Origin of the sequence: Psychrobacter aestuarii (assembly GCF_904846035.1) — a bacterium.
Taxonomy (GTDB): Bacteria; Pseudomonadota; Gammaproteobacteria; order Pseudomonadales; family Moraxellaceae; genus Psychrobacter; species Psychrobacter aestuarii.
Genome location: NZ_CAJGYT010000001.1, coordinates 1164315 through 1186362 on the forward strand (window position 1 = coordinate 1164315; position 22048 = coordinate 1186362).

The following is a 22048-nucleotide window of genomic DNA, read 5'->3' on the forward strand; positions in this document are numbered from 1 at the left end:
GATCGACTTGATAAGAAAAGAAGCATAAAAAGCTGAGTGTCTTGCTCAGCTTTTTTGGTGCGTGTGACGCGCCTTTGCGCGACCAATTATTTGCAATAATTCGTTAAAGATATTTTTCAAACGCGGCGCTGGATAAGCCATGCGCCGCCACAACGCAGCCTCTATCCGCCCTTTTTTATGGTGAGACGGTAGCCCTCGTCTACGCGCTCATCCCAGCTCGCCGCTATTTTGCGTATTGCCTTAACCAAACATCCCCTTGCTTTGGGGAGGTATGACTCACGATTGACCTATCACGCCAACGCCGCGCAGCCCACTTAGCCTCACTTTACTGCCGCCTCAATATGTGCGCGCAGTAACCCCGTTAACCAACAACCGACCCCTTTTTTTTCGAGTATCTCATGAGCTTGCTAACTGCTAGTATGTTTATCTTTTTTCTGATTGCCCTAAGTGCTCTAGTCTCCAGCTCCGAGCTGGCGCTTGCCTCCTCCCGTAAGATTAAGCTGCAAGTAATGGCCAAAGAAGGCGATGTCCGCGCCTTAGACGTGCTCAAAATGCAGGAGCACCCTGGCAGCTTTATCACGGTGGTACAGGTCGCGCTCAATGCCGTTGCCATCTTGGCAGGGGCGATTGGTGAGTCGGCCATCAGTCCTTATTTGCAGCAGCTGTTCGGTCACGAAGCCCTCGCCTCTATCGTCTCTTTTGCCATCGTGACCAGTGTCTTTGTGCTGTTTGCCGATTTGATGCCCAAGCGTTTGGCGATGTCCAACTCCGAGCCTATCGCCGTCAAAGTCGTGCGCCCAATGATTTTTTTGATTTTTATTTTAAAGCCGATTATTTGGGTGTTCGATGGCGCGGCGAACTTAATTTTTAAAGGCTTAGGTATTTCGACAGTACGCCAAGACGACATGACTTCAGAGGACATCTATGCGGTCATGGACGCAGGCGCAGAAGCAGGCGTACTCAAGCAGCAAGAGCATCACCTGATTGAAAACATCTTTGAGATGCAAGAGCGTACCGTCACCTCCGTGATGAACCCGCGTGAGCACATTGTCTATTTTGACAGCCATGCGAGCACCACTGAGGTGGTTGAGGTGATGATTCGCCAGCCGCACAATAAGTTTTTGGTGTGTACCGACGATGACCTTGAGCAGATTATTGGCTATGTCGAGTCGCGCAGCTTTTTGGCGTCAGTGCTTGAAAAGCAAGAAGTCTGTATCACGGACAAGTCGCTGCTAAAGCCTGCGCTGTTTATCCCTGATACTTTGTCGTTATTTGAGGTCTTAGAGACGTTTAAATCCACGGGCGCAGATTTTGCGGTGATTGTGAATGAGTATGCACTGGTGGTCGGCGTGATTACGCTCAAAGACGTGATGAGCATCGTCATGGGTGAGCTTGTGACCCTAGAAGACCAGCTTATCGTCCAGCGCACGGACAACTCATGGCTGATTGATGGCATGACGCCGATTGAGGATGTGGTGCGCGCGCTTGGCATCGTCAATCTGCCGCACAGCCAAAACTACGAGACCATCAGCGGCTTTATGATGTTTATGCTGCGCAAAATCCCAAAAAAGACCGACACCATCGAGCATGCCAATTATCGCTTTGAGATTTTGGCAACCAACAACCTAAAAATCAATCAGCTGCTGGTGACCAAATTTGACGACGTGGTCTAACGACAGGGTTTGATGCGCTGACCTACATTGCTAGTCACGCGCCCCAAAAATCGCGCTACCGACCCGCACCATGGTTGAGCCGTGCGCAATCGCCGCCTGCATGTCCCCACTCATACCCATACTGAGCGTGTCCCAATCGGTCAGCTCAGGGTAGCGCGCTTTTATATCATCGAACAGTGCCTGCGTGCGCACAAAGGCATCGGTGCTGTCGGTGGCTGGGATAATCATCAAGCCGCGTAATCTTAAGCGCTCATAGTCCTTAACCGCTGCGACCAGCTCGGGCAGTGCCTCAGGCGTGCAGCCTGATTTGCTGTCCTCATCATCAATATTGACCTGTATCAAGACTTGCAGCGGTGGCAGCGCATCGGGGCGCTGGTCGTTTAAGCGCTTGGCAATAATGTCGCGCTCCAGCGTTTGTACCCAATCAAAATGCTCGGCAATGTCGCGGGTCTTATTGCGCTGGATGTGTCCGATATAGTGCCACGTGATGGCGTCTTTCGCTTTATATTCTGCCAGTGCGTTTATTTTTTCTAGGGCTTCTTGCAGATAGTTTTCGCCAAAGTCGCGCTGCCCCGCGTGTATAAGCTCGCGTATCATCTCGCTGGGCTTGGTCTTTGAGACCGCGAGCAAGGTGACGTCTTGGCGGGCATGGTTTTGGGTTTTGGCGTCGTTGATTTTATCTTTGGTGCGCTGCCAGTGCTGCAGCAAGGGGCTGTCGGTCATGGTTGTCTCGTATGTCATGATTGTCGTTAGAGTCAGTGCGGCAGTATGCGAGAAGCAGCGCCGCCATAGTGAACAAAGTTTTTTTACTTAATCTACATGATTGATGGTGAAAGCCTGAAGGTCTTGTTATTATATTTGTATGGTCACACGCCCCACCGTTTTTAGCGTGCTGCGGTGGTAACCATCAGCCATCATTGTTGATTTATATTCAAAGGAATGTCCCATCATGTCTGAAAAAAGCACATTGAGTATTGAAGATTTACTGCGCTTTACGGTCAAGCACAATGCGTCAGATTTACATATTTCAGCGGGTATGCCTGCGATGATTCGTGTCGATGGTGAGATGACGCGCATCAATATGCCGACCATGAGTCACAAAGTGGTGCATCAGCTGATTTACGATATCATGAATGACAAGCAGCGTGCAGACTTTGAGGAATTTTTTGAGACGGATTTTTCGTTTGAGATTCCCAATCTGGCGCGTTTTCGTGTCAACGCCTTTAACCAAAATCGCGGCGCAGGCGCAGTGTTTCGTACCATTCCCTCCAAAGTCTTGACCATGGAAGACTTGGGCATGGGCGATGTCTTTAAGCGCATCTCTGACTTTAAGCGCGGCGTGGTCTTGGTCACAGGACCGACAGGCTCAGGCAAATCCACCAGCCTTGCGGCAATGATTAATTATATCAACGAGACGCGAAAAGAGCACATCTTAACCATCGAAGACCCCATCGAATTCGTACACGAATCCAAAAAGAGCCTGATTAACCAGCGCGAGGTACACCGCCATACTTTGGGCTTTGAGCCTGCGCTACGCTCAGCGCTGCGTGAAGACCCTGACGTGATTTTGGTCGGCGAGATGCGTGACCTTGAGACCATTCGTCTTGCTTTGACGGCGGCAGAAACGGGACACTTAGTGTTCGGCACGTTGCACACCAGCTCAGCGGCAAAGACCATTGACCGTGTGATTGACGTGTTCCCAGCGGCTGAAAAAGACATGATTCGCGCCATGCTCTCAGAGTCGCTACAAGCGGTCGTCTCGCAAACACTGCTCAAGCGCCAAACGGGCGGACGTGTGGCGGCGCACGAAATCATGCTCGGCACGCCCGCTATTCGTAACTTGATTCGTGAAAACAAAATCGCGCAGATGTATTCTGCGATTCAGACGGGCGCGGGTGATGGCATGATTACCCTTGACCAGACCCTAAAAAATCTGGTCGCTAAAGGCACCATCAGCAAAGACTCGGCGCGTCCTTATGCCAAGCAGCCCGACGCCTTTTTATAACCCCTAAGCGCATGGACAGCGCGCAAGCACAACGACATATCAGTCATACGCGAAGTGATTACTAAGGATAATAGGTAGGTGCGTTATGGATTTTGACAAGTTATTACAACTGATGATTAAAAAGAACGGCTCGGATTTGTTTATCACAGCCGATGTGGCACCTTCTATGAAGGTGCATGGACAGATTTTGCCCGTTGGCAAAGTACCGCTGACCCCAGAGCAAAGCATGGCACTGGTCAAGAGCATCATGACCAAAGAGCAGCGCGAAGAGTTTGAAACCACCAATGAGTGTCAGTTTGCCATCTCAGACCGCGCGCAGACCGCCCGCTTTCGCGTCAGCGCCTTTATGCAGCGCGACATGGCGGGCATGATTTTGCGGAAAATTGAAAATAAAATCCCAACGGTAGAAGAGCTGCGCTTGCCGCCCATCTTAAAAGAGCTGGCGATGAAAAAGCGCGGCATTATTCTGCTGGTCGGCGCGACAGGAACGGGTAAATCCACCACCCTCGCCTCAATGATTGGCTATCGCAACCAGCATTCGCACGGGCACATCATCACCATCGAAGACCCCATCGAGTTTGTGCATAAGCACAAAGGCTGCATCATCACTCAGCGTGAGGTGGGCATTGATACTTTATCGTTTGAAGCAGGGCTAAAAAACACCCTGCGCCAAGCGCCTGACGTGATTTTGATTGGTGAGATTCGTAACCGCGAGGTCATGAACTACGCCATTCAGTATGCCGAGACGGGGCATTTGGTGTTTGCTACCTTGCACGCCAACAACGCCAACCAAGCGATTGACCGTATCATTCACTTCTTTGAAGCCGACCGTCACGGGCAGCTGTTTATGGACTTGTCCTTAAACCTGCAAGCCGTGATTGCCCAGCAGCTGATTCCGACGCCAGATGGCAAAAGCCGCCGCGCTGCCATTGAGATTTTGCTCAACTCACAGCTGATTGGTGACTATATCCGTAAGGGTGAGGTACACGAAATCAAAGCAGTGATGACGCGCTCACGCGACAGCGGCATGCAGACCTTTGATCAGGCGCTGTTTGATTTGTATGAAAACGGCGAGATTACTTATCAAGACGCCATCACTCACGCCGACTCGCCCAACGACTTGCGTCTGCAAATCAAGCTCAAAAGCAAGCACAAAGAGGGCAATCTGGACGAAGGCGCGGACAGCTTGTCTTTGGACATCAGCTAATAGGTTCGTCTTAGCCTTATTTTTCATTAAAAAAAACAGCGCCCAAAGACGCTGTTTTTTTTGTGCTTGTGGTTTCAACAGGCTGTTTAAGCGCGCTTATTAAAACCAGATGCGTGCCTTATTTGGCGCTGTCACGGCAGGCTTGGTTACTACAGATGCCGTACAGTACCAGTGAGTGACCTGAGAGTTTAAAGTCATGCTCGGCGGCGACTTTTAACTGCTCTTCTTCGATGGTGTTGTTGTGAAACTCGATGATTTTGCCGCACACATCACACACCAAGTGGTCATGATGCTCATCTTGAGTGATTTCAAAGACCGACAAGTTGTTTTCAAAGTTGTGGCGCTCCACGATGCCTGCTTGCTCAAATTGCGTCAGCACGCGATACACGGTTGCCAGACCCACATCTTCGCCTTGGTCAATCAGTGCTTTGTACACTTCTTCAGCGCTCATGTGGTGATGCTCAGCTTGCTCAAGCAGTTCTAAAATCTTGATGCGCGGCAAGGTCACCTTTAAACCTGCTTTTCTTAAATCTTGATTGGTAAAAGCCATAATACCCCTTACGACGATGAACGTCTTATAAAATTAAGTGAATAAAAATATGATTTGATTATGATTATTGCCAACGGATGATATCTCAAAGACAACGTAGCCCGCGGATGATGATGCCTAAATCATAACGTATATTAACGGTGCTGTGGTAAAAATGTGGCAAATGGTAGGCAATGGACGGCAAATGACGTATCATCTGTCAGTGATTCTCAGTACGCTGGGCGACATGCCCCCGACTGCACCACTTTCATTTTTTGTGAGTCCTCTTATCATGCACAAGTCACTTACTTTACGCCCAACCCACCGCACTGTACGACATCTTGCGCTCACCGCTGCTTTGAGTGCGACTGTTGCCTTATCTGGCTGCTCTATGCTGAGCGTGTATAAGATTGATTTGCCGCAAGGAACGCCAATCACGCAAACCCAAGCCAGCAAATTGCGCGTGGGCATGAATCAAAATCAGGTACTCTACCTCTTGGGCAGCCCTGCCATCAAAGACACGCTCGCGCCGAACCGTTGGGACTATATCTACGATTATAAAGCAGGCACCGAAGGCAAACGCCTTGGCAAAGCCGATGTCGTCAACGCAAGCCAGCACCTGTCGGTCTACTTTGATGAGCGTGGTATCGTCACACGTATCGATGGCATCGAGACCCTGCCGCAGTAAATCTGTATTGGCACCTGACTGCCGTTATATCTTATCGTAAAATCGCCCTCTAAATAGCACTGCGCCAGTCCTCGATAGACTGGCGCATTTTGTTGATGCTGTATGCTAAAGACACTCTAAAACGGCTACCTTTTTGATTTTTTAATGCGCGGTTTTCTGACATGTGGTTTTTTGGGCGGCGTTTTCGCTTTACGCTGTTTCATCGGGTCGGCTTCTAAAGAGCGATACACCTCGATGCGGTCAAACGGCTGTACGATGTAGCTTAATGGCTGCTTTTGCGCGTAAATCCCAACCCGCCAATGTTTGTTGTCTGGCGTATCAAGCATACGCACCGTCTCACACCATGCGCCCAAATCTGTAAAGCGCGCAAGCCAGCCTGCATCCTTTAGCACCGTATAGATACTGCTGCCCGTCGGTACTTGCAGCACTTCGTAATGCTGCGTCAGCGCATCTTCGGCATACGCCAGATAAATGGTGATTAGCCGATCCACGTCATACCCCAGCCAATCAGCGCCAAGACCAATGCCAAGGGCACAATCAAGCGAATGGCGATGCGCCATAGGTTGTACAGCCCTTCATTGCTAAAGTTTAATGACTTGCGTAAGTGACTGATTTTCATCTGCCACCCTGCAAAGACGGACAAGAGTAGCGCTGCGATACTGCTGACTACCACTAAGATACCCGCGAGCCATGCATCAGGTACGACCGCGACCAGCAACAGCGCGATGATAAGCACCGCCACCATACTGAGCAAAATCCCAAAACGGTGCGCCAACTGCTGCGCAGCGTAATGCAGCAAATACCCTGCTACGAATACCACACCCGCGCCATAGAGCAGCTGAGCAATCGGCGGCATACTTATGCTGCTCATACCGAGCGCCACGCCGCCTGCGACCACCTGTAAGCCCCAAATCGGCAGCACTTGCTTGCTCGCACGTAGGCTACGCGTGCCGTCCTCACCTTGACGCACACCTGTGAACCAATACAGACCGGTACCTGCGCCGACACTCACAAGCGCCAAGGCCACCGCACGCGCCCACTCGCCAAGGCTAACGCCTGTGAAGGCAAAGTTGATTTGTGGCAATCCTTGTACGGCGCCAAAGATAAGACCGAGCAGCATCAGCCCAAGTCCGATAGGCAGCGGCGTCACACCAAGCAGACTGAGCAATACCGCAATGACCACCAGCCCCATCGACAGCGCAAACGGCATGACATCGGGTGCCATCTGCATACTGCTTAGCGCTTGCAGCATATGCATAGACGCGCCTGAGATGACCAAAGCGGCAATCACAATCGCCACGAGCGCGGCAAGCCAACCAAAGCTGCGCCACAGCGGACTGGCATCCGCCTCACGGGTCAATGTCTGCATTCCTGCCACAGGCGCAGCGCTGCTGCGATAAGCCAAGGCAATCTCCGCATAGACCATCGGCAGGGCGACCAGTATCATCGCCCCAAGCCACAACAGCCAAAAGTCAATCTCGCCGATACTGACAGGGGCAAACCAGCGAAACAGCAACAACGGCAAGAGCGCGGCGACAAAATAAGCGGCATAGCGAACCATCATAATCTTCATCCAAACCATCTATAATAAATAATGAATACGTACATAACGATCAGCCTACTGCCTTATTATACAGGCATTTCACCAAGCACCAATTATGAAAAAACCCCGAAATCGGGGTCTTATCATCGCACTAGGCAGTCGTATCAGAATGCTGAATGACAGCTTAGTGTACCGCGCTGATGTATTCTGACAAGATACGAATGTCTCTGTCTGACAGACGTGACGCCACGGTCTGCATCATGCCTTTTTCGCCTTCTTTGGCAGCATCGTTGACACGTTTTTGGTCATCGCTTGAGATATCGTCATCACGACCCGCGGCACGGAACAGTTTAAGCTGGGTTGAGATGTATTCTGAATGCTGACCGCCCAAGCGTGGGAACGCAGCAAAGATATTGCCTTTGGCATCAGGACCGTGACAACCAGCACACGCAATCACGCCGCGCTTTTTATCGCCACCTAAGAACAGCTTGCTCGCCTCTTGGCTGGTGGCTGGGTTGCCGTAGCCTACGCCCCAAGGCTGCTGGCTGGCATAGTAGCCTGCCACGTTAGCAAGGTCTTGCTGTGATAGGTTGGCCACCTGCGATTGCATGATACCGTTTTTACGGTAGCCTGCTTTAAAGTTGACCAACTGCTTATAGAGGTACTTGACGTTTTGTCCGCCTAAGTTTGGCTGAGCAGGTACGATGCTCTCACCCGTCAGACCATGACAGGCAGCACATACTGTCTCGGCAATTTGTTTACCTGCATTGACATCATATTTTGGCACAGTGATAGCAGCTTGTACGCTGAAACTTGCAACACATAAGCTGGCGGCAGCGATTAACTTTTTCATTGATACAGATCCTACTAACTCAGCGTAAGCCTTATTAAGAGTGATTGTGGGTAATGCGGCAACAAGGAGGCATCGGCTTGTCCTAATAACAGACAGGCTATGACGGCTTGGTTTTCACAATCCGCCTGAAAGTACTTACTAACATCAGGGTTTATTTTGCGACATTATAGCAAGACTTTGTGGCATTTGCCTACTTAATCAAAGCATCCGTTGATTTTTCTGTCATATCGCTTACACAGATAGGCTCATTATGCCATCGGTCATTTATCTTCTCTTAACAAAACAAACCACCACTGGCTAGGCATTACTGTACCTATGCCTGCCTATTTGCTCATGTAATCAATCAGTTGACGGTAGTCGTCATTGGTACAGGTTGCGCACAAACCGCCCGCGGGCATCTGAATCATGCCGCCTTTGACCGCTTGCACCAGTGCAGGCATACCTTTTTTGTCTTTGAGTGCTTGCCATCTGGCAGTGTCGCCTTTTTTGGGGGCGTTCAATGCGCCGTTGTCATGGCAGGCAGCGCAGGAGTCTTGATAAATGGCAGGAATGTCTGCGGCATGGGCAGCAGACACGCCTAAAGTCACGGCAAACACAACAGGCGCTGCGATACGGACAAGATAAGCGACCAAACCAATGCGTGGGGCTGATGATGGGGTGACTGTGTTCATAAAACACCTCCTTTGGCGAATCTGCGTGCAGCACAAGGGCACTGGCGCAGCCACAGGCTATACCCTCATGCTAGCAAAAACGCCGATACGCATGTATAACAATTGAGTTGGGTCTGCGTAACCTGCTTACTGGACGTACTGGGTACGATTTTTCGTAATGCGGGGGCACTTTAATGGTATGCTAGCGGGTATAACGCCTGCTACATGGCGGCGTTTTTTCATTTTTCAATGTCGATGAGTCTGTTATGTCTACCCCTTCTACCGATACGCCCGCCCAGCAGCAGGCGGCATTTAACACCAAAGCCCGTCAGCGTATCCAGCAAACCGAGTTTATGCTCTCAGCACCGACCTTTCGTCTTTGCCCTGCCGATGAAGGGCTAGAAGTCGCTTTTGCGGGACGCTCAAACGCGGGCAAATCCTCCGCCATCAATGCCTTGACCAATCAAAGGCAGCTGGCGCGCTCGTCCAAAACGCCAGGACGCACGCAGATGATTAACTTTTTTAGTATCGAGACGCCTGAGACGCGCCTTGTCGATTTGCCAGGCTATGGCTACGCGGCCGTACCGCTTGAGATGAAAAAAGAATGGCAGGTGGAGCTAGAGGAATATTTGGTGTCACGCGGCAGCTTGGCAGGCTTGGTGCTACTGACCGACATCCGCCATCCGCTCAAATTCTTTGATGAGCAGATGTTGCATTGGGCGCAAGATGGCGAGCTGCCTGTACATATCCTATTGACCAAAGCGGACAAGCTCAAATACGGCGCAGCAAAAAATGCCCTATTAAACACCCGTAAGCAGCTCAAAAAATTGGGGCTGTCTTGCAGCATTCAGCTGTTCTCGGCGCTAAGAAAAGAAGGCATCGATGAGTTGGCAGGCGTAATGGGTCGTTGGTACGAGTATGACAAGGCAAAAAGTGACGATGCGGCAAATAGCATCGCTGATGCGCTTATGAGCGAAGAACAAGCAGATGATGTATCGGTGGATAATGCCAAATAAGTTTGGCGTCAATAAAGTCTGCAAAATCTGCTATAAAAATCTTAGATAACCACCGCAAAATCATTTGACCGCTTGTCCTGACACAGCTTTTTTTAACACAGCCTTTTAAAAAAAGAAAAAAATCAGGCAGCGGTCAATGCCTCAATCAAAGCTTGCGGGGTGTCCAGCTGATAGGTCGGCTGCTCGCCCGCCAAGTCCGCCGCACTCGCGGTGCCATAGTTGACCGCGATGCTGCTCATGCCCAAACGGTTCGCCATCTGAATGTCATAGATGCTGTCGCCGATAAATACCGCATCCGCCACCGACGCGCCTGTATGCGCCAGAATATCACTCAGCATCTGCGGGTCGGGCTTGGAGCCTGACTCGTCCGCACAGCGGGTGATGGCAAAGTAATGGTGCGCGTCTGTCGCGTCCAATACGCGCTGTAAACCGCGGCGCTTTTTACCTGTAGCGACTGCCAGCGTTTTGTTTTGTGCGCGCAGGGTTTGTAGCATCGTATCAATGCCGTCAAAAAACGGCGTCTGATGACTATTGGCAATGTAATAGTCCGCGTAGCTGTCGCAAATGGCGTCTTTTTGCGCTTGGCTTGCGTTTGGATAGAGTATATCAATGCCGATTGTCAGACTCAGTCCGATAATGCCTTTGACCGCGTCATCGGTGGTGGTAAAGCCATGCGCCTCGCCCGCCACGTGCATTGACTCTACAATCAGCCCCACCGAATCCATCAGTGTGCCGTCCCAATCAAAAATGATGAGCGACTTGTTGGCGAGTGTGTGTACGTTGCTTTGCGCATTGGCGTTGTGGTTGGCGTCAGACATAAAAGACCTGTCGAATTGCGTGGGTGAATGGTACGGCGGCGGGCTGATACACCCACCCGCCGTATTGATGCGATGTGTTTAAGACAAGCTGTCCAATGCCGCTTGTGGCAACAGCGCTGCGATATCTTCAGGCAGCGGCGCACGGATTTCAGGATAGTTAGGGATGTCCAAGCGCCAAGCGTGCAAGCACAGACGGTGGACGCCTGATTGGTCTTTGACATGATATTTGTCATCGCCGAGCAGTGCATGCCCGACGTGCGCCAGATGCACGCGAATCTGATGCGTGCGCCCTGTCAGTGGCAGGGCTTCAATCAGGCTGACAGGCTGGCTTTTGCCATCCTCTGTCACCAAGTCAAAGCGGCTGCGCACGATGATATCGGTCTCACTGGGCTTCGCTTGCGCATCTTGCGTGTCGACCTTGACGCGGCGCTCGCCATTGGCAAGGGTGTAGCGCAGTAGCGGCGCGTTGATGCGCTGCTCGTTGAGCGCAGGCTGCCCTTTAACGATGCACAAATAATGCTTTTGAATTGTCTTGTCCACCAAATGCTGCTGCAATGCTTTGAGCGTTGAGCGCTTTTTAGAAATCATAAGCAACCCTGAGGTGTCTTTATCAATGCGGTGCACCAGCTCAAGGTATTTTTTGCCCGTCACTTCACGCATCGCCTCAATCACGCCGACGTCGACGCCACTGCCGCCATGTACCGCAATGCCTGAAGGCTTATTGATGACCAGCAGACCCTCGTCTTCGTATACCACACGGTTCATCAGACTTTGGGCAAACTCATTACTGATAATCGGCTTGTCCCGCGTCGCCAGCTGTACAGGCGCGATACGCACAATGTCGCCGCGATAGACGCGGTCATGCGGCTTGCAGCGCTTGTTGTTCACGCGCACTTCATCGGCGCGTACCATCTTATAGATGTGCGACTTGGGCAGCCCTTTTAAGCGATTTAATAAAAAGTTATCCACGCGCTGCTCATGCTGATGGCGGGTCACTTCTAAATAGTTGACGCGATTGAAATTACTGATCTCGTCATCGGCGCTCTGTGGGCGGGTTTTGCTGTTGTATATCTGCGGGGTATCAGTGGGCTGTGTCATTTTTAGTTAGGTATTTGTATAAAGATTTGCTATAGTTTAGCATGTTGCGCACCAATTAAGCATATCCATGACAATAATCATGGTGGCTTGCGACCACATTTTTACTTTCGCATCACCAACCAGTGATACTTAAGCACCATGTCGTCGTCATCTTGTATCAGATACTTTAGTGATCTTTACAGTATGAGGGTGCAATTCATGTTTATTTTTGGGCAGCTCGGTCATTTATGAACCGCATCAGCACCCACAAATGGTAGTGATACCACAATACAGATGCCCTTTTGCGGCAGTAATGCCCAGCAAAATCATCACACGACACAATTTTTTACTTACCCAGCGCACCATGACACATTGATGATGGCATCAATGCTTGAGCGCAGATGGGCTAGGATGAGCGCTTTTTAGTAGCACCCGACCGCTTTGTAATGGCGGACAAACCGACAACGATAAAAAAGTAAAGGCTATACCGCCTGATGTGCGGTCATTGATATCGGTTTGCCAAGTACGCCCCGTCATCACAATCGTTCAACCGCTCTATTGAATATAAGATACTTGAGACAATAAACACGTAACACCAAGACCACTATTACAACCTCATTCATATGCGAGCGCTGCGATTTAGTTTTACTGTCATTGATTAATGATTTTGCAGACCCATAAGCCACGCTGTCACTTGCCATGCTATTTTTTGATGGGTGACTGTGCGGACGACGATGGCGCCCGTAGCGATATGGTGTCACTTCAGCCTGACACGCTGTAGGTGGCGCACTGACCCGCGATAGATGAAGTGACTGTACCCACGCACGGTTGTGCATTTCGGCACAGGCTATCTTGAGTACATCATCATACGATGGTCGTTTGTCTTTTTAATATCTGTGACACGCTGTCACCCTGCCCCACGCTTGCTGCTTAATCGGTCATGTCTGTGTGCCCCTAGAGGACATAGTTATGAAACGTATTTTAATCAACGCCACTCAAAACGAAGAGATTCGCGTCGCCTTGTGTAAAGGCAACCATCTGTACGATTTTGACCTAGAAAACCGTACCCGCGAACAAAAAAAATCCAACATCTATAAAGGTCACGTGACCCGCGTTGAGCCATCGCTTGAAGCGGTGTTTGTCGAATATGGCTCACAGCGCCAAGGTTTTTTGCCGATTCGTGAAATCTCTGCCGAATACCTAAGCGGCAATCCTCGCGATGAAAACATCAAAAAACTCATCAAAGAAGGCGATGAGCTGATTGTTCAGGTCGAAAAAGAAGAGCGCGGCAACAAGGGCGCGGCGCTATCAACCTATGTGTCCCTCGCAGGTCGCTATTTGGTACTGATGCCCAACAACCCACGTGGTGGCGGCATCTCACGTCAAATATCGGGCAAACTGCGTGAAGACATGAAGCGTATGCTCGGCAACCTTGATTTGCCAAAAGGCATGAGCGTCATCATCCGTACTGCTGGCATTGGCAAGACCCAAGACGACTTGCAGCACGATTTGAACCACTTGCTGAACATTTGGCAAGCCATCCAAGAACAAAATAAAAAATACCCCTCGCCGCGCCTTGTGCATCAAGAAGCGGGCGTGGTCACGCGTGCCGTGCGCGACTACTTGCGCGATGACATCACTGAAATTTGGATTGATAACGAAAACGCCTACGTCGAAGCGGCAAACTTTATTGATGCGGTGATGCCAAAACAAGCGGACAAGCTGCGCAAATACACCGACTATGAGCCGATGTTCGCGCGCTTTAATATCGAAAAACAAATCGAAACCGCCTATCAGCGCGAAGTGCGTCTGCCCTCTGGCGGCTCTATCGTCATCGACCAGACCGAAGCGCTGGTGTCTATCGATATCAACTCAGCAAAATCGACCAAAGGCTCAGACGTCGCCGAAACTGCCTACCATACCAACCTAGAAGCGGCAGACGAGATTGCCCGTCAGCTACGCCTGCGTGATATGGGCGGCTTGATTGTCATCGACTTCATTGACATGAATGACAATAAGCATCAAAAGGAAGTCGAAAAGCGTCTGGTCGAAGCCACCAAATACGACCGCGCACGCGTACAGTTCGGCGAGATTTCAAAATTTGGCTTGATGGAAATGAGCCGTCAGCGCCTGCGTCCATCACTTGAAGAATCAACAGGCTATATCTGCCCGCGCTGTCATGGTAATGGCATGATTCGTGACCTGCGCTCATTGTCCTTATCTATCATGCGTCAGATTGAACAAATCGCCCTAAAAGAGCGTCAAGGTGAGGTGCAAGCCGAAGTACCGACCGACATCGCCGCGTTTTTGTTAAACGAAAAGCGCGACAGCCTTGTATATCTTGAGCAGGACAGCGGCACGCGCATCACCATCTTGCCACACGCGCACCTTGAGTCGCCAAACTTCAAATTGCACTTTAACCGTGACGGCTTTGCGCCCTCAAGCTATGAGCGCATCACCGACACGCAGCAGCAAGAGCACAGCGACCTTGGCTATGATGTCGATTGGCAAACCGCCGACAAAGAGCGCCCAGAGCAGCAGCCACAGCGTCAGCCGCGCAAGCCTATAGCAAAAGACAACGGTCAAGCGCAAAACAATGCCAAAGCTGAGCCGCGCCAAGCTACGCACAAAACTGAAGCGACCAAAGCAGACAAACCCACTGTCGCCGCCCCTGTCCCTGCAGCCAAACCGCAGCCTGCCCAGCCGCAAGCGGTTGCTTGGTTATCAAACCTATTTGCCAAAGCGCCAGAAGCCAGCGTCAGCGGACAGGTCAGCAGCAATGACGCCGCCGAAGCCATCGAAGCCTTCGTCAATACAGGCGCGCAAAGCCGCGGTGCATTTGGGCAAGTAGACAACAGCGCACTGGCACAAACGCAAGCGGCCACTGAACGCGCCCAGCCTGCGCGTCAAGCACTCAGCACCGATGAAGACAGCGACAGTAATGATAACGACGGACAAAAAGAGCACAGAAACGATGAGCGCCGCAAGCGTAAATCGCGCAAATCACGCTCAGGCAAATCACGCCAGCGCCGCGGTGAGTCGCGTGATGACGCGCAAGAGCAAAGCGAGCATGAGCACAAGTCTGACAGCCATCAGGATAAGCAAGACAAGCAAGACAGCGCTGCCAACACTGAGTCGCGTGACAGCCGTGAGCAAAAAGCACACAGCAGCGATGAGGGTACGCAGACGCGTAGCAAACGCAAGCCCAACAGCCAGCGCAGCTCACGCGGCAAGCTAGAGCGCGGTGAAGCATTGGTCGCAGGGGCTAAAGCTGCCGACAACGCTACTGAAGAGCGCAGCGCACCCACAAAAGCGCAGTCAAAACGCCGCCATCAAAACCCTGATGAGGTGACGCTACAAGTGAGCGAAGCGCCAACGCAGCTCAAGCAGCAAGAAGTCGTGCACCTGTCACTTGATGACAGCAAGGCCAATGACAAGCGCCGCCAACCTGCAAAAGCCAAAGCTGCGCAAAAAGACGCGCCAACCGAGCAAGCAGCAGCTGAGCGCCCTGCAAAGGACGACGCAGCAAAAGCAGCAGAAAACCAAACCGCGCAAACCAGCAAGCCTGAAAGCAGCGCAAAAGCGGACGCTACAGAGACGCCAAAGCGTGAGTCACAAGGCGACCGTACTGATAACAACAAGGCGGACAAGGCAGCAGAGGCACACGATGCCAAGCCCACCACGCAGGCACAAAAAAGCGATGCCCCTGCAGAAAAACCTGCCAAAGCCCCGCGTCAAGAAAACAGCGATACCGCACCCAGCCGTCAGCAAACGGTCAAGGCAGCGGTAGCAGAGGACAGCGCTGATACCGTCCAAGGCAGCGACAATAAGGCGATAAGTCTCAGTCATGAAGCCTTGTTCAGCACACGTTACGTCACCGCGCACAAATTTGGTCAAGCCAAAAATGACCCGCGTGTGGTACGTGAGCAGCAAGCCCCTGCCAAGGCAGCTGAGCAAAGCGCGCCGAGCATCACAGGCAGCGTGGGCGACTTCATCAGCGCGACCCTACCCGATGCCCAGACGCGTCTGAGCAGCGATGGTGTGATTCGCAGCTTTATTGAGGCCATCACCCTGCATCAGCAGCAAGGTCAGCAAGCGCCGACGCAAGCCTTTGACTTTAGCAACTATGGCTATCAACCATTGGCAGCGGACTATTTGGCACGCTTTGATGCCATGACCCAAGCGGTCAGTCAGTTCGCCGCACGTGCAGGCAAAACGGCCGTTGAGGTGCGCGCGGTCAGCAAACGCGCCAGCAACGACCCACGCGGTCAGCACCCTGATTATCAATCAGACGCTGAGCAAGTAGGCAGTAGCACTGCAGCAGACGAGAATGAGCCGGCCGCGCAAGCTGTCGATACTGCTGAGCAACCGACTGTTTCAGAAGTATCAGAGACGCACGATGCCGCTGCTTTAACCGCAGAAGCACAAGCCGAGCACGTCAGTCAAGACAGCGAAGCGCTACTGGACGCCGAGTCAGCCAAAACGGCTGAAGAAGACGCCAAAGACGACAGCGCCAATAAAGCCAAGACCACCATTGCCAGTTATAAAAATATGATTGAAAATGTGGCCGAGCAGCTGTTACCGCAGACAGGCATGTTTAATCTCACCACACCGAAGGTGCCCAAAGCGCGTAGCCGCAAGCCAAAAACCGAGCATAAAAAGCCCACACAGGCAGAAAAAATGAACGGCAAAACGGGCGATAAAGAATAATCGCCCACCGCGTCACAAAAAAAGCCCCAAAGTCATGCTTTGGGGCTTTTTGCTGTCAGTAGCTTGGTATTCTCATTATCTGCTGTCTGACGCTTAGCGATGCGCTATCAATAGTGGGGCTGTCTTGTGTGTACTCACTTAGACACCCCGCCTGATGGATTAGTGTGCGGCTTGACCGTCGTCTTTGCCGCGCCATTTGCCAATCATGGTCATGATAAACAGCACCACTAAGCCAACGATAAGACCCACAACAGCGTTCAATAGCATGGTGGTCACGCTCTCAAAAATACCTGTTAGATGCGCTAAGTCTTCAACACCGTGATGCAAAAAGTCGATACCGTGTACCAAGATACCACCACCGACCAAGAACATCGCCAGTGTGCCTGCTATAGACAAAAACTTCATCAGTTTCGGCGCTGTACTTAGCAATAAATCACCGACTTTTTGTTTAAACGAACCCGACTGCTGACGCAAATACAGTCCAGCATCATCCATTTTTACAATACCTGCGACCAAACCATAAACGCCAACGGTGATGGCGACAGCGATGATAGAGAGTACCAAAGACTTTTCTAACAGCGTCGCGCCTGCTGCGGCGCTCAATGCGATAACAATAATCTCGGCAGACAAAATAAAATCGGTACGAATCGCGCCTTTGATTTTTTGCTTTTCAAACGCCACCATATCGACACTGTCATCGGCATTGGCTTTTCGGCGCGCCTCTTGCTCTTCATCGTGCGGCAAAATGTGCGGCCAGAATTTATGCACGATTTTTTCTGCGCCTTCATAAGACAAAAATAAGCCACCACACATCAATAAAAACGTTACCAACGGTGGATAGACGGTACTGATCAGCAGCGCGGCTGGTACCAATATCAACTTGTTAATAAACGAGCCTTTAGCCACTGCCCATACCACAGGCAATTCTCGTTCCGCGCGTACCCCCGTGACCTGCTCGGCATTGAGTGCCAAATCATCGCCCAAAACGCCCGCCGTTTTTTTGGCCGCGACTTTGGTCATGACAGAGACATCGTCCAATATCACGCTGATGTCATCAAGTAAGGTCAATAAGCTGGCGCCCGCCATGTGCTCTCCTAATTTTGTGTTTGATAAAAGGAATAAAAAAGGCATCCCGCAGCATGCATTATTGTGCTATAACTGATATGCGATTATAGCGGCTCGTGTGCTGCCAGAATAATAGTTATAGCCTACCCATACCCGTTTGCATATGACATAGTACAAATGTATCTCACCGCGCTTTTATTGGGTAAGATTCGTTACCAAACAGGCGCTTGTGAGTCACAGAATGAGCATCAGTGCTATAGTTGCTCACCACAGCCACGGCTTGTGATACCATTAAGCTCGACTTATTATTGGTCATCGAGTGCTTATCATCGGTTGTGACCGCCCTATTTGGCAATAAACTGCACACGCTTTAAAGATGACAGGTGATGACCTACAGGATATTTTTATGATGTTACCTTCATTCTCTACACTCAGCCGCCCAGTCCTAACGCGCCGCCTGTTGCCCAGCCTATTGAGCGTGGCGCTGTTTGGCACCTTGGCGGGCTGCTCTAACGGTGACACCGCACCAACCAACGAAGCCACCACTCAGACCCAAACGGACAGCGGTACAAAAAACAGCGACGCAAAAAGCAGCGATACCAAAGCGGCTGCTGGCAGCGATGCAGATGTGGTCAAAGCGCTGCAAGCCAACTTGGCCGCTTCAGGACTCAATGAGACCATCGTCTCAGCCACACCCACGTCTATGGATGGCGTGTACTGGGTCAATGCCGAAGGCCTGCCAGGCTTTTTTACGGACAAATCGGGCAAACACATCATTCAAGGGCAGATTGTCAGCGTCGGCGATGGCGACCCTGTCGATATCAGCGCCGAATTTGTGGCCAATGATGCCAAAGCAGCGCTGGCTACTGTTGATGAAAAAGACATGATTATTTATCCCGCCACAGGTGAGACCAAAGCGGCGATTTATGTGTTTACCGATGCTGACTGTGGCTATTGCCGCCAGCTGCATTCTGAGATGGACGATATCAATGCTCGCGGTATCGAGGTGCGCTATTTGGCGTGGCCGCGCAGTGAGCAAAGCATCCCAAAAATGGATGCCATCTGGTGTAGCGAAGACCGCAAAGCCGCGATGAATCAAGCCAAAACAGGCGCAGAAGTGGCAGGCCCTGATTGCCAAACACCAGTTGCCCAGCAGTTGGCACTCGGTAAGTCTCTAGGCGTGCGTGGTACGCCTGCGATATTTACCGAAGCTGGCGCGCAAATCGGTGGTTACTTGCCTGCAGCAGAGCTGGCACAGGCCGCCATTGCTAATTGAGCCAACTGAGCAAATTGAGCAAATTGATACGAGTAGATGCCGCAAACGCGGTTTTAGTATGATACGATGAGTCGAAAGTCTTCGGCTTTTTCATTCACCCATATAACCTTTTGAGGATACCGTGAGTAAATCCATCAAACTAGCGATACTTGGCCTAGGTACTGTCGGTACTGGCGTGGTCAACCTAATCAATGATAATTTAGATGAGCTAAAGCGCCGCAGTGGCTGCAACATTATGATCAGCGCTGTCGGCACCCGCCGTCAGCGTGATGACATCGACCCTGCGATTACCCAAAGCGATGATTTGATGGCGATTGCTGCAAGCGATGATGTCGATATTGTGATTGAAGTCATCGGCGGCACCACGCTTGCCAAAGACATCATCACCCACGCTATCCGCCACGGTAAGCACGTGGTCACCGCGAATAAGGCTTTACTTGCCGAGCATGGCAATGAGATTTTTGCATTGGCAGAAGAAAACAAAGTCCACGTGGCCTATGAAGCGGCCGTCGCTGGCGGTATTCCGATTATTAAAGTCATGCGTGAGGCGCTAGCGGCCAACAAGGTCAACTGGCTCGCGGGTATCATCAATGGTACGGGCAACTTTATCATGACAGAGATGCGTGATAAGGGTCGCACGTTTGATGACGTTTTGGCCGAAGCACAAGCATTGGGCTACGCAGAAGCCGACCCCACCTTTGATGTCGAAGGTATCGATGCAGCGCACAAATTGGCGCTACTGGCCTCAATCGCCTTTGGTATTCCATTGCAGTTTGACAAAGTCTATTGCGAAGGCATCACAGGCATCACCCTACAAGATGTCAACTACGCCGAAGAGCTCGGTTACCGCATCAAGCACGTGGGTTTTGCCGTGCGTCACCAAGACGATAACAACATTGCCAGCGGCATTGAGCTGCGCGTACACCCTACCTTGATTCCTGAAGACAAGCTGCTTGCCAATGTCAATGGCGTCAAAAATGCTGTACTGGTTGACTCGCATCCGCTTGGACAGACCTTATATTACGGTGATGGCGCGGGCGCTGGTGCCACAGCATCTGCGGTCATGGCGGATGTCATGGACTTGGTGCGCGTACTGTGTACCAACGAACAAGGCCATCATGTACCGCATTTGGCATTTATTCCAGAAGAGCTGTCGGACACGCCCATTTTGGACGCCGAGCAGATGACCACAGGCTATTACCTGCGCGTCCATGCTTATGACAGCCCAGGCGTGCTTGCCAACATCACGCGCATTTTGAGTGAAGCGGGCATCAATATCGATGCCATCTTGCAAAAACCTGCGCACAAAGCAGGACAAGTGCCTGTCATTATTTTGACCTTGCCAGTGGTTGAGAGCCAGATGAACTCTGCCATTGCCAAAATTGAAGCCTTAGACACCATCACCGATAAGGTGGTGCGCATTCGTCTGGACGAGCTGTAAGCTCGCCTGCCAAGCGATTGGCAACGCGCACATTGAGGGTGTCTGTCTCTATCAGTGGTGTCTCTCACTGCTGATAGAGACTTATTGTTATAAGGAAGATACCCCATGTCTCATGATGCGGTTGTGATTGTTAGTGGCGCTCGCACCCCAATGGGCGCCTTTCAAGGAGCATTGTCCCCCGTCCCCGCGCCCACGCTCGGTGCAGCTGCCATCAGTGCAGCATTAACACGCGCCAACCTCTCTTTTGATACGCCTGACGAAGTCATTATGGGCTGCATCCTGACCGCAGGGCTGGGACAAGGACCCGCGCGACAAGCCATGCGCGAGGCAGGATTGCCCGACAGTGTCAGCGCCATCACCATCAACAAGCTGTGCGGCTCAGGCCTCAAAGCCGTCATGCAAGCACACGATGGCATCAAGGCTGGCAGCATTGAGGTCGCTGTGGCTGGCGGTATGGAGTCCATGAGTAACGCGCCATACTTGCTCCCACAAGCGCGTAGCGGCTACCGCATGGGGCACAAAGAAGTCAAAGACCACATGTTCATTGATGGGTTAGAAGATGCCGAGACGGGCAAGCTGATGGGACAATTCGCTCAAGAGATGGCCGACAAAAAAGGCTATACCCGCGAGCAAATGGACGACTTTGCTATCTTGTCATTGCAGCGCGCGTTAAATGCCATCGAAGACGGTCATTTTGTTAAAGAAATCACCCCTGTCACCGTCAAAGGACGAAAACAAACCCAAGACATCGATACGGATGAAGAGCCATCACTTGCTGATGCCGAGCGCATCCCCAACTTGCGCCCCGCCTTTGCCAAAGACGGCACAATCACCGCAGCCAACGCCAGCTCTATCTCCGATGGTGCTGCTGCCGTGGTCATGATGCGCCAGTCGCACGCCGAGGCCAAGGGATTGACCTACCAAGCGCGCATCATAAGTACAGCGCAGCATTCGCAGCATCCCAGTGAGTTTACCATTGCGCCTGTTGGCGCTATCGAAAAACTGCTGACCGCCACGGGCTGGCAAGCCTCTGAGGTGGACTTGTGGGAAATCAACGAAGCCTTTGCCGTCGTTACCATGATGGCAATAGATGCTTTTGATTTAGACATTAATAAGGTCAATATCGAAGGCGGTGCCTGCGCCCTTGGTCATCCTGTCGGCTGCTCAGGCGCACGCATCTTGGTGACTCTGATACATGCCTTGCAGCGGACAGGCGGCAAAAAAGGCATTGCAACCTTATGCATCGGTGGTGGTGAAGCCGTTGCCGTTGCCATTGAGCTGCCCTAACTGTTCATCGTCTATCTTTAATGGGTCATTAGTCTTGACCCGACTCTAGCGATTTTTTGACGTCATGATCAGCGCGGCACAGCCTTCTTGTTGCCGCATTTCTTATTGGGTTTTTTTGCATTCTCTACACATCGTGTACAGCTGCGTTAATCTATCTGCTGATACACGCCCACCGTTTACAGCCCATTACACGCCATTACCTTGCACGCA

18 protein-coding genes are annotated in these 22048 nt (G+C 51.4%); 9 read left to right on the top strand and 9 right to left on the bottom strand.

The genetic code is table 11. The annotated features are described in order from the left end of the window. Positions 1-398 precede the first annotated feature (398 nt). Positions 399-1673: a hemolysin family protein gene (locus tag JMW05_RS04780; RefSeq protein WP_201504235.1), complete on the top strand. Its 1275-nt coding sequence runs from the start codon at positions 399-401 to the stop codon at positions 1671-1673. A gap of 30 nt (positions 1674-1703) precedes the next feature. On the opposite strand, the gene JMW05_RS04785 is transcribed toward JMW05_RS04780, so the two are convergent. Beyond that, complete coding sequence (locus JMW05_RS04785; protein ID WP_227691439.1) at positions 1704-2414, bottom strand: YggS family pyridoxal phosphate-dependent enzyme; 711 nt, start codon at positions 2412-2414, stop codon at positions 1704-1706. 226 nt (positions 2415-2640) lie between these two features. On the opposite strand from JMW05_RS04785, the gene JMW05_RS04790 reads away from it, so the two are divergent. Further along, the gene (locus tag JMW05_RS04790) at positions 2641-3678 is read left to right on the top strand and encodes a type IV pilus twitching motility protein PilT (RefSeq protein WP_201505528.1); all 1038 of its coding nucleotides are present in this window, start codon (positions 2641-2643) and stop codon (positions 3676-3678) included. 85 nt (positions 3679-3763) lie between these two features. Further along, the gene (locus JMW05_RS04795) at positions 3764-4885 is read left to right on the top strand and encodes a PilT/PilU family type 4a pilus ATPase (protein ID WP_201504236.1); all 1122 of its coding nucleotides are present in this window, start codon (positions 3764-3766) and stop codon (positions 4883-4885) included. A gap of 118 nt (positions 4886-5003) precedes the next feature. Here JMW05_RS04795 and fur read toward each other — a convergent pair whose 3' ends face one another. Beyond that, positions 5004-5435: a ferric iron uptake transcriptional regulator gene (fur, locus tag JMW05_RS04800; RefSeq protein WP_201504237.1), complete on the bottom strand. Its 432-nt coding sequence runs from the start codon at positions 5433-5435 to the stop codon at positions 5004-5006. Between the two features lie 256 nt (positions 5436-5691). Here fur and JMW05_RS04805 point away from each other — a divergent pair, with 256 nt between their 5' ends. After that, on the top strand, positions 5692-6102 hold the full coding sequence (locus tag JMW05_RS04805) for an outer membrane protein assembly factor BamE (RefSeq protein WP_201505529.1): 411 nt from the start codon (positions 5692-5694) through the stop codon (positions 6100-6102). A gap of 125 nt (positions 6103-6227) precedes the next feature. On the opposite strand, the gene JMW05_RS04810 is transcribed toward JMW05_RS04805, so the two are convergent. The 4 genes from JMW05_RS04810 to JMW05_RS04825 form a co-directional block, all read right to left on the bottom strand. Then, positions 6228-6593, bottom strand: coding sequence for an RnfH family protein (locus JMW05_RS04810; RefSeq protein WP_227691440.1), 366 nt, complete (start codon positions 6591-6593; stop codon positions 6228-6230). Beyond that, a complete protein-coding gene (locus JMW05_RS04815; protein WP_201504239.1) occupies positions 6581-7666 on the bottom strand; it encodes a hypothetical protein in 1086 nt (361 codons plus the stop codon). Before JMW05_RS04815 ends, JMW05_RS04810 begins: the two co-directional genes overlap by 13 nt. A gap of 163 nt (positions 7667-7829) precedes the next feature. After that, entirely contained in the window at positions 7830-8498 is a 669-nt protein-coding gene (locus JMW05_RS04820) for a c-type cytochrome (protein WP_201504240.1), read from the bottom strand. A 323-nt stretch (positions 8499-8821) separates the two neighbouring features. Further along, positions 8822-9169, bottom strand: coding sequence for a c-type cytochrome (locus JMW05_RS04825; RefSeq protein WP_201504241.1), 348 nt, complete (start codon positions 9167-9169; stop codon positions 8822-8824). Between the two features lie 245 nt (positions 9170-9414). Between JMW05_RS04825 and yihA the strand changes: the two genes are divergently transcribed. Then, positions 9415-10164, top strand: coding sequence for a ribosome biogenesis GTP-binding protein YihA/YsxC (gene yihA / locus JMW05_RS04830; RefSeq protein WP_227691441.1), 750 nt, complete (start codon positions 9415-9417; stop codon positions 10162-10164). A 122-nt stretch (positions 10165-10286) separates the two neighbouring features. On the opposite strand, the gene JMW05_RS04835 is transcribed toward yihA, so the two are convergent. Further along, complete coding sequence (locus JMW05_RS04835; protein WP_201504242.1) at positions 10287-10982, bottom strand: HAD-IA family hydrolase; 696 nt, start codon at positions 10980-10982, stop codon at positions 10287-10289. 78 nt (positions 10983-11060) lie between these two features. Continuing rightward, entirely contained in the window at positions 11061-12080 is a 1020-nt protein-coding gene (locus tag JMW05_RS04840) for an RluA family pseudouridine synthase (RefSeq protein ID WP_201504243.1), read from the bottom strand. A 948-nt stretch (positions 12081-13028) separates the two neighbouring features. Between JMW05_RS04840 and JMW05_RS04845 the strand changes: the two genes are divergently transcribed. Further along, on the top strand, positions 13029-16769 hold the full coding sequence (locus JMW05_RS04845) for an Rne/Rng family ribonuclease (RefSeq protein WP_201504244.1): 3741 nt from the start codon (positions 13029-13031) through the stop codon (positions 16767-16769). A 159-nt stretch (positions 16770-16928) separates the two neighbouring features. Here JMW05_RS04845 and JMW05_RS04850 read toward each other — a convergent pair whose 3' ends face one another. Continuing rightward, positions 16929-17855, bottom strand: coding sequence for a DUF808 domain-containing protein (locus JMW05_RS04850; RefSeq protein WP_201504245.1), 927 nt, complete (start codon positions 17853-17855; stop codon positions 16929-16931). 388 nt (positions 17856-18243) lie between these two features. Between JMW05_RS04850 and JMW05_RS04855 the strand changes: the two genes are divergently transcribed. The 3 genes from JMW05_RS04855 to JMW05_RS04865 all read left to right on the top strand — a co-directional run bounded on the left by JMW05_RS04855 (position 18244) and on the right by JMW05_RS04865 (position 21838). Further along, a complete protein-coding gene (locus JMW05_RS04855; RefSeq protein WP_201505530.1) occupies positions 18244-19110 on the top strand; it encodes a DsbC family protein in 867 nt (288 codons plus the stop codon). Positions 19111-19231: 121 nt separating this feature from the next. After that, the gene (locus JMW05_RS04860) at positions 19232-20551 is read left to right on the top strand and encodes a homoserine dehydrogenase (protein WP_201504246.1); all 1320 of its coding nucleotides are present in this window, start codon (positions 19232-19234) and stop codon (positions 20549-20551) included. A 105-nt stretch (positions 20552-20656) separates the two neighbouring features. Next, positions 20657-21838: a thiolase family protein gene (locus tag JMW05_RS04865; protein ID WP_201504247.1), complete on the top strand. Its 1182-nt coding sequence runs from the start codon at positions 20657-20659 to the stop codon at positions 21836-21838. Positions 21839-22048: the final 210 nt, after the last annotated feature.

Coding starts and splice junctions, on each gene's coding strand:
- JMW05_RS04780 (WP_201504235.1), top strand. CDS start 399: ATGAGCTTGCTAACTGCTAGTATGTTTATCTTTTTTCTGATTGCCCTA.
- JMW05_RS04785 (WP_227691439.1), bottom strand. CDS start 2,414: ATGACATACGAGACAACCATGACCGACAGCCCCTTGCTGCAGCACTGG.
- JMW05_RS04795 (WP_201504236.1), top strand. CDS start 3,764: ATGGATTTTGACAAGTTATTACAACTGATGATTAAAAAGAACGGCTCG.
- fur (WP_201504237.1), bottom strand. CDS start 5,435: ATGGCTTTTACCAATCAAGATTTAAGAAAAGCAGGTTTAAAGGTGACC.
- JMW05_RS04815 (WP_201504239.1), bottom strand. CDS start 7,666: ATGATGGTTCGCTATGCCGCTTATTTTGTCGCCGCGCTCTTGCCGTTG.
- JMW05_RS04820 (WP_201504240.1), bottom strand. CDS start 8,498: ATGAAAAAGTTAATCGCTGCCGCCAGCTTATGTGTTGCAAGTTTCAGC.
- JMW05_RS04825 (WP_201504241.1), bottom strand. CDS start 9,169: ATGAACACAGTCACCCCATCATCAGCCCCACGCATTGGTTTGGTCGCT.
- yihA (WP_227691441.1), top strand. CDS start 9,415: ATGTCTACCCCTTCTACCGATACGCCCGCCCAGCAGCAGGCGGCATTT.
- JMW05_RS04835 (WP_201504242.1), bottom strand. CDS start 10,982: ATGTCTGACGCCAACCACAACGCCAATGCGCAAAGCAACGTACACACA.
- JMW05_RS04840 (WP_201504243.1), bottom strand. CDS start 12,080: ATGACACAGCCCACTGATACCCCGCAGATATACAACAGCAAAACCCGC.
- JMW05_RS04845 (WP_201504244.1), top strand. CDS start 13,029: ATGAAACGTATTTTAATCAACGCCACTCAAAACGAAGAGATTCGCGTC.
- JMW05_RS04850 (WP_201504245.1), bottom strand. CDS start 17,855: ATGGCGGGCGCCAGCTTATTGACCTTACTTGATGACATCAGCGTGATA.
- JMW05_RS04855 (WP_201505530.1), top strand. CDS start 18,244: ATGTTACCTTCATTCTCTACACTCAGCCGCCCAGTCCTAACGCGCCGC.
- JMW05_RS04865 (WP_201504247.1), top strand. CDS start 20,657: ATGTCTCATGATGCGGTTGTGATTGTTAGTGGCGCTCGCACCCCAATG.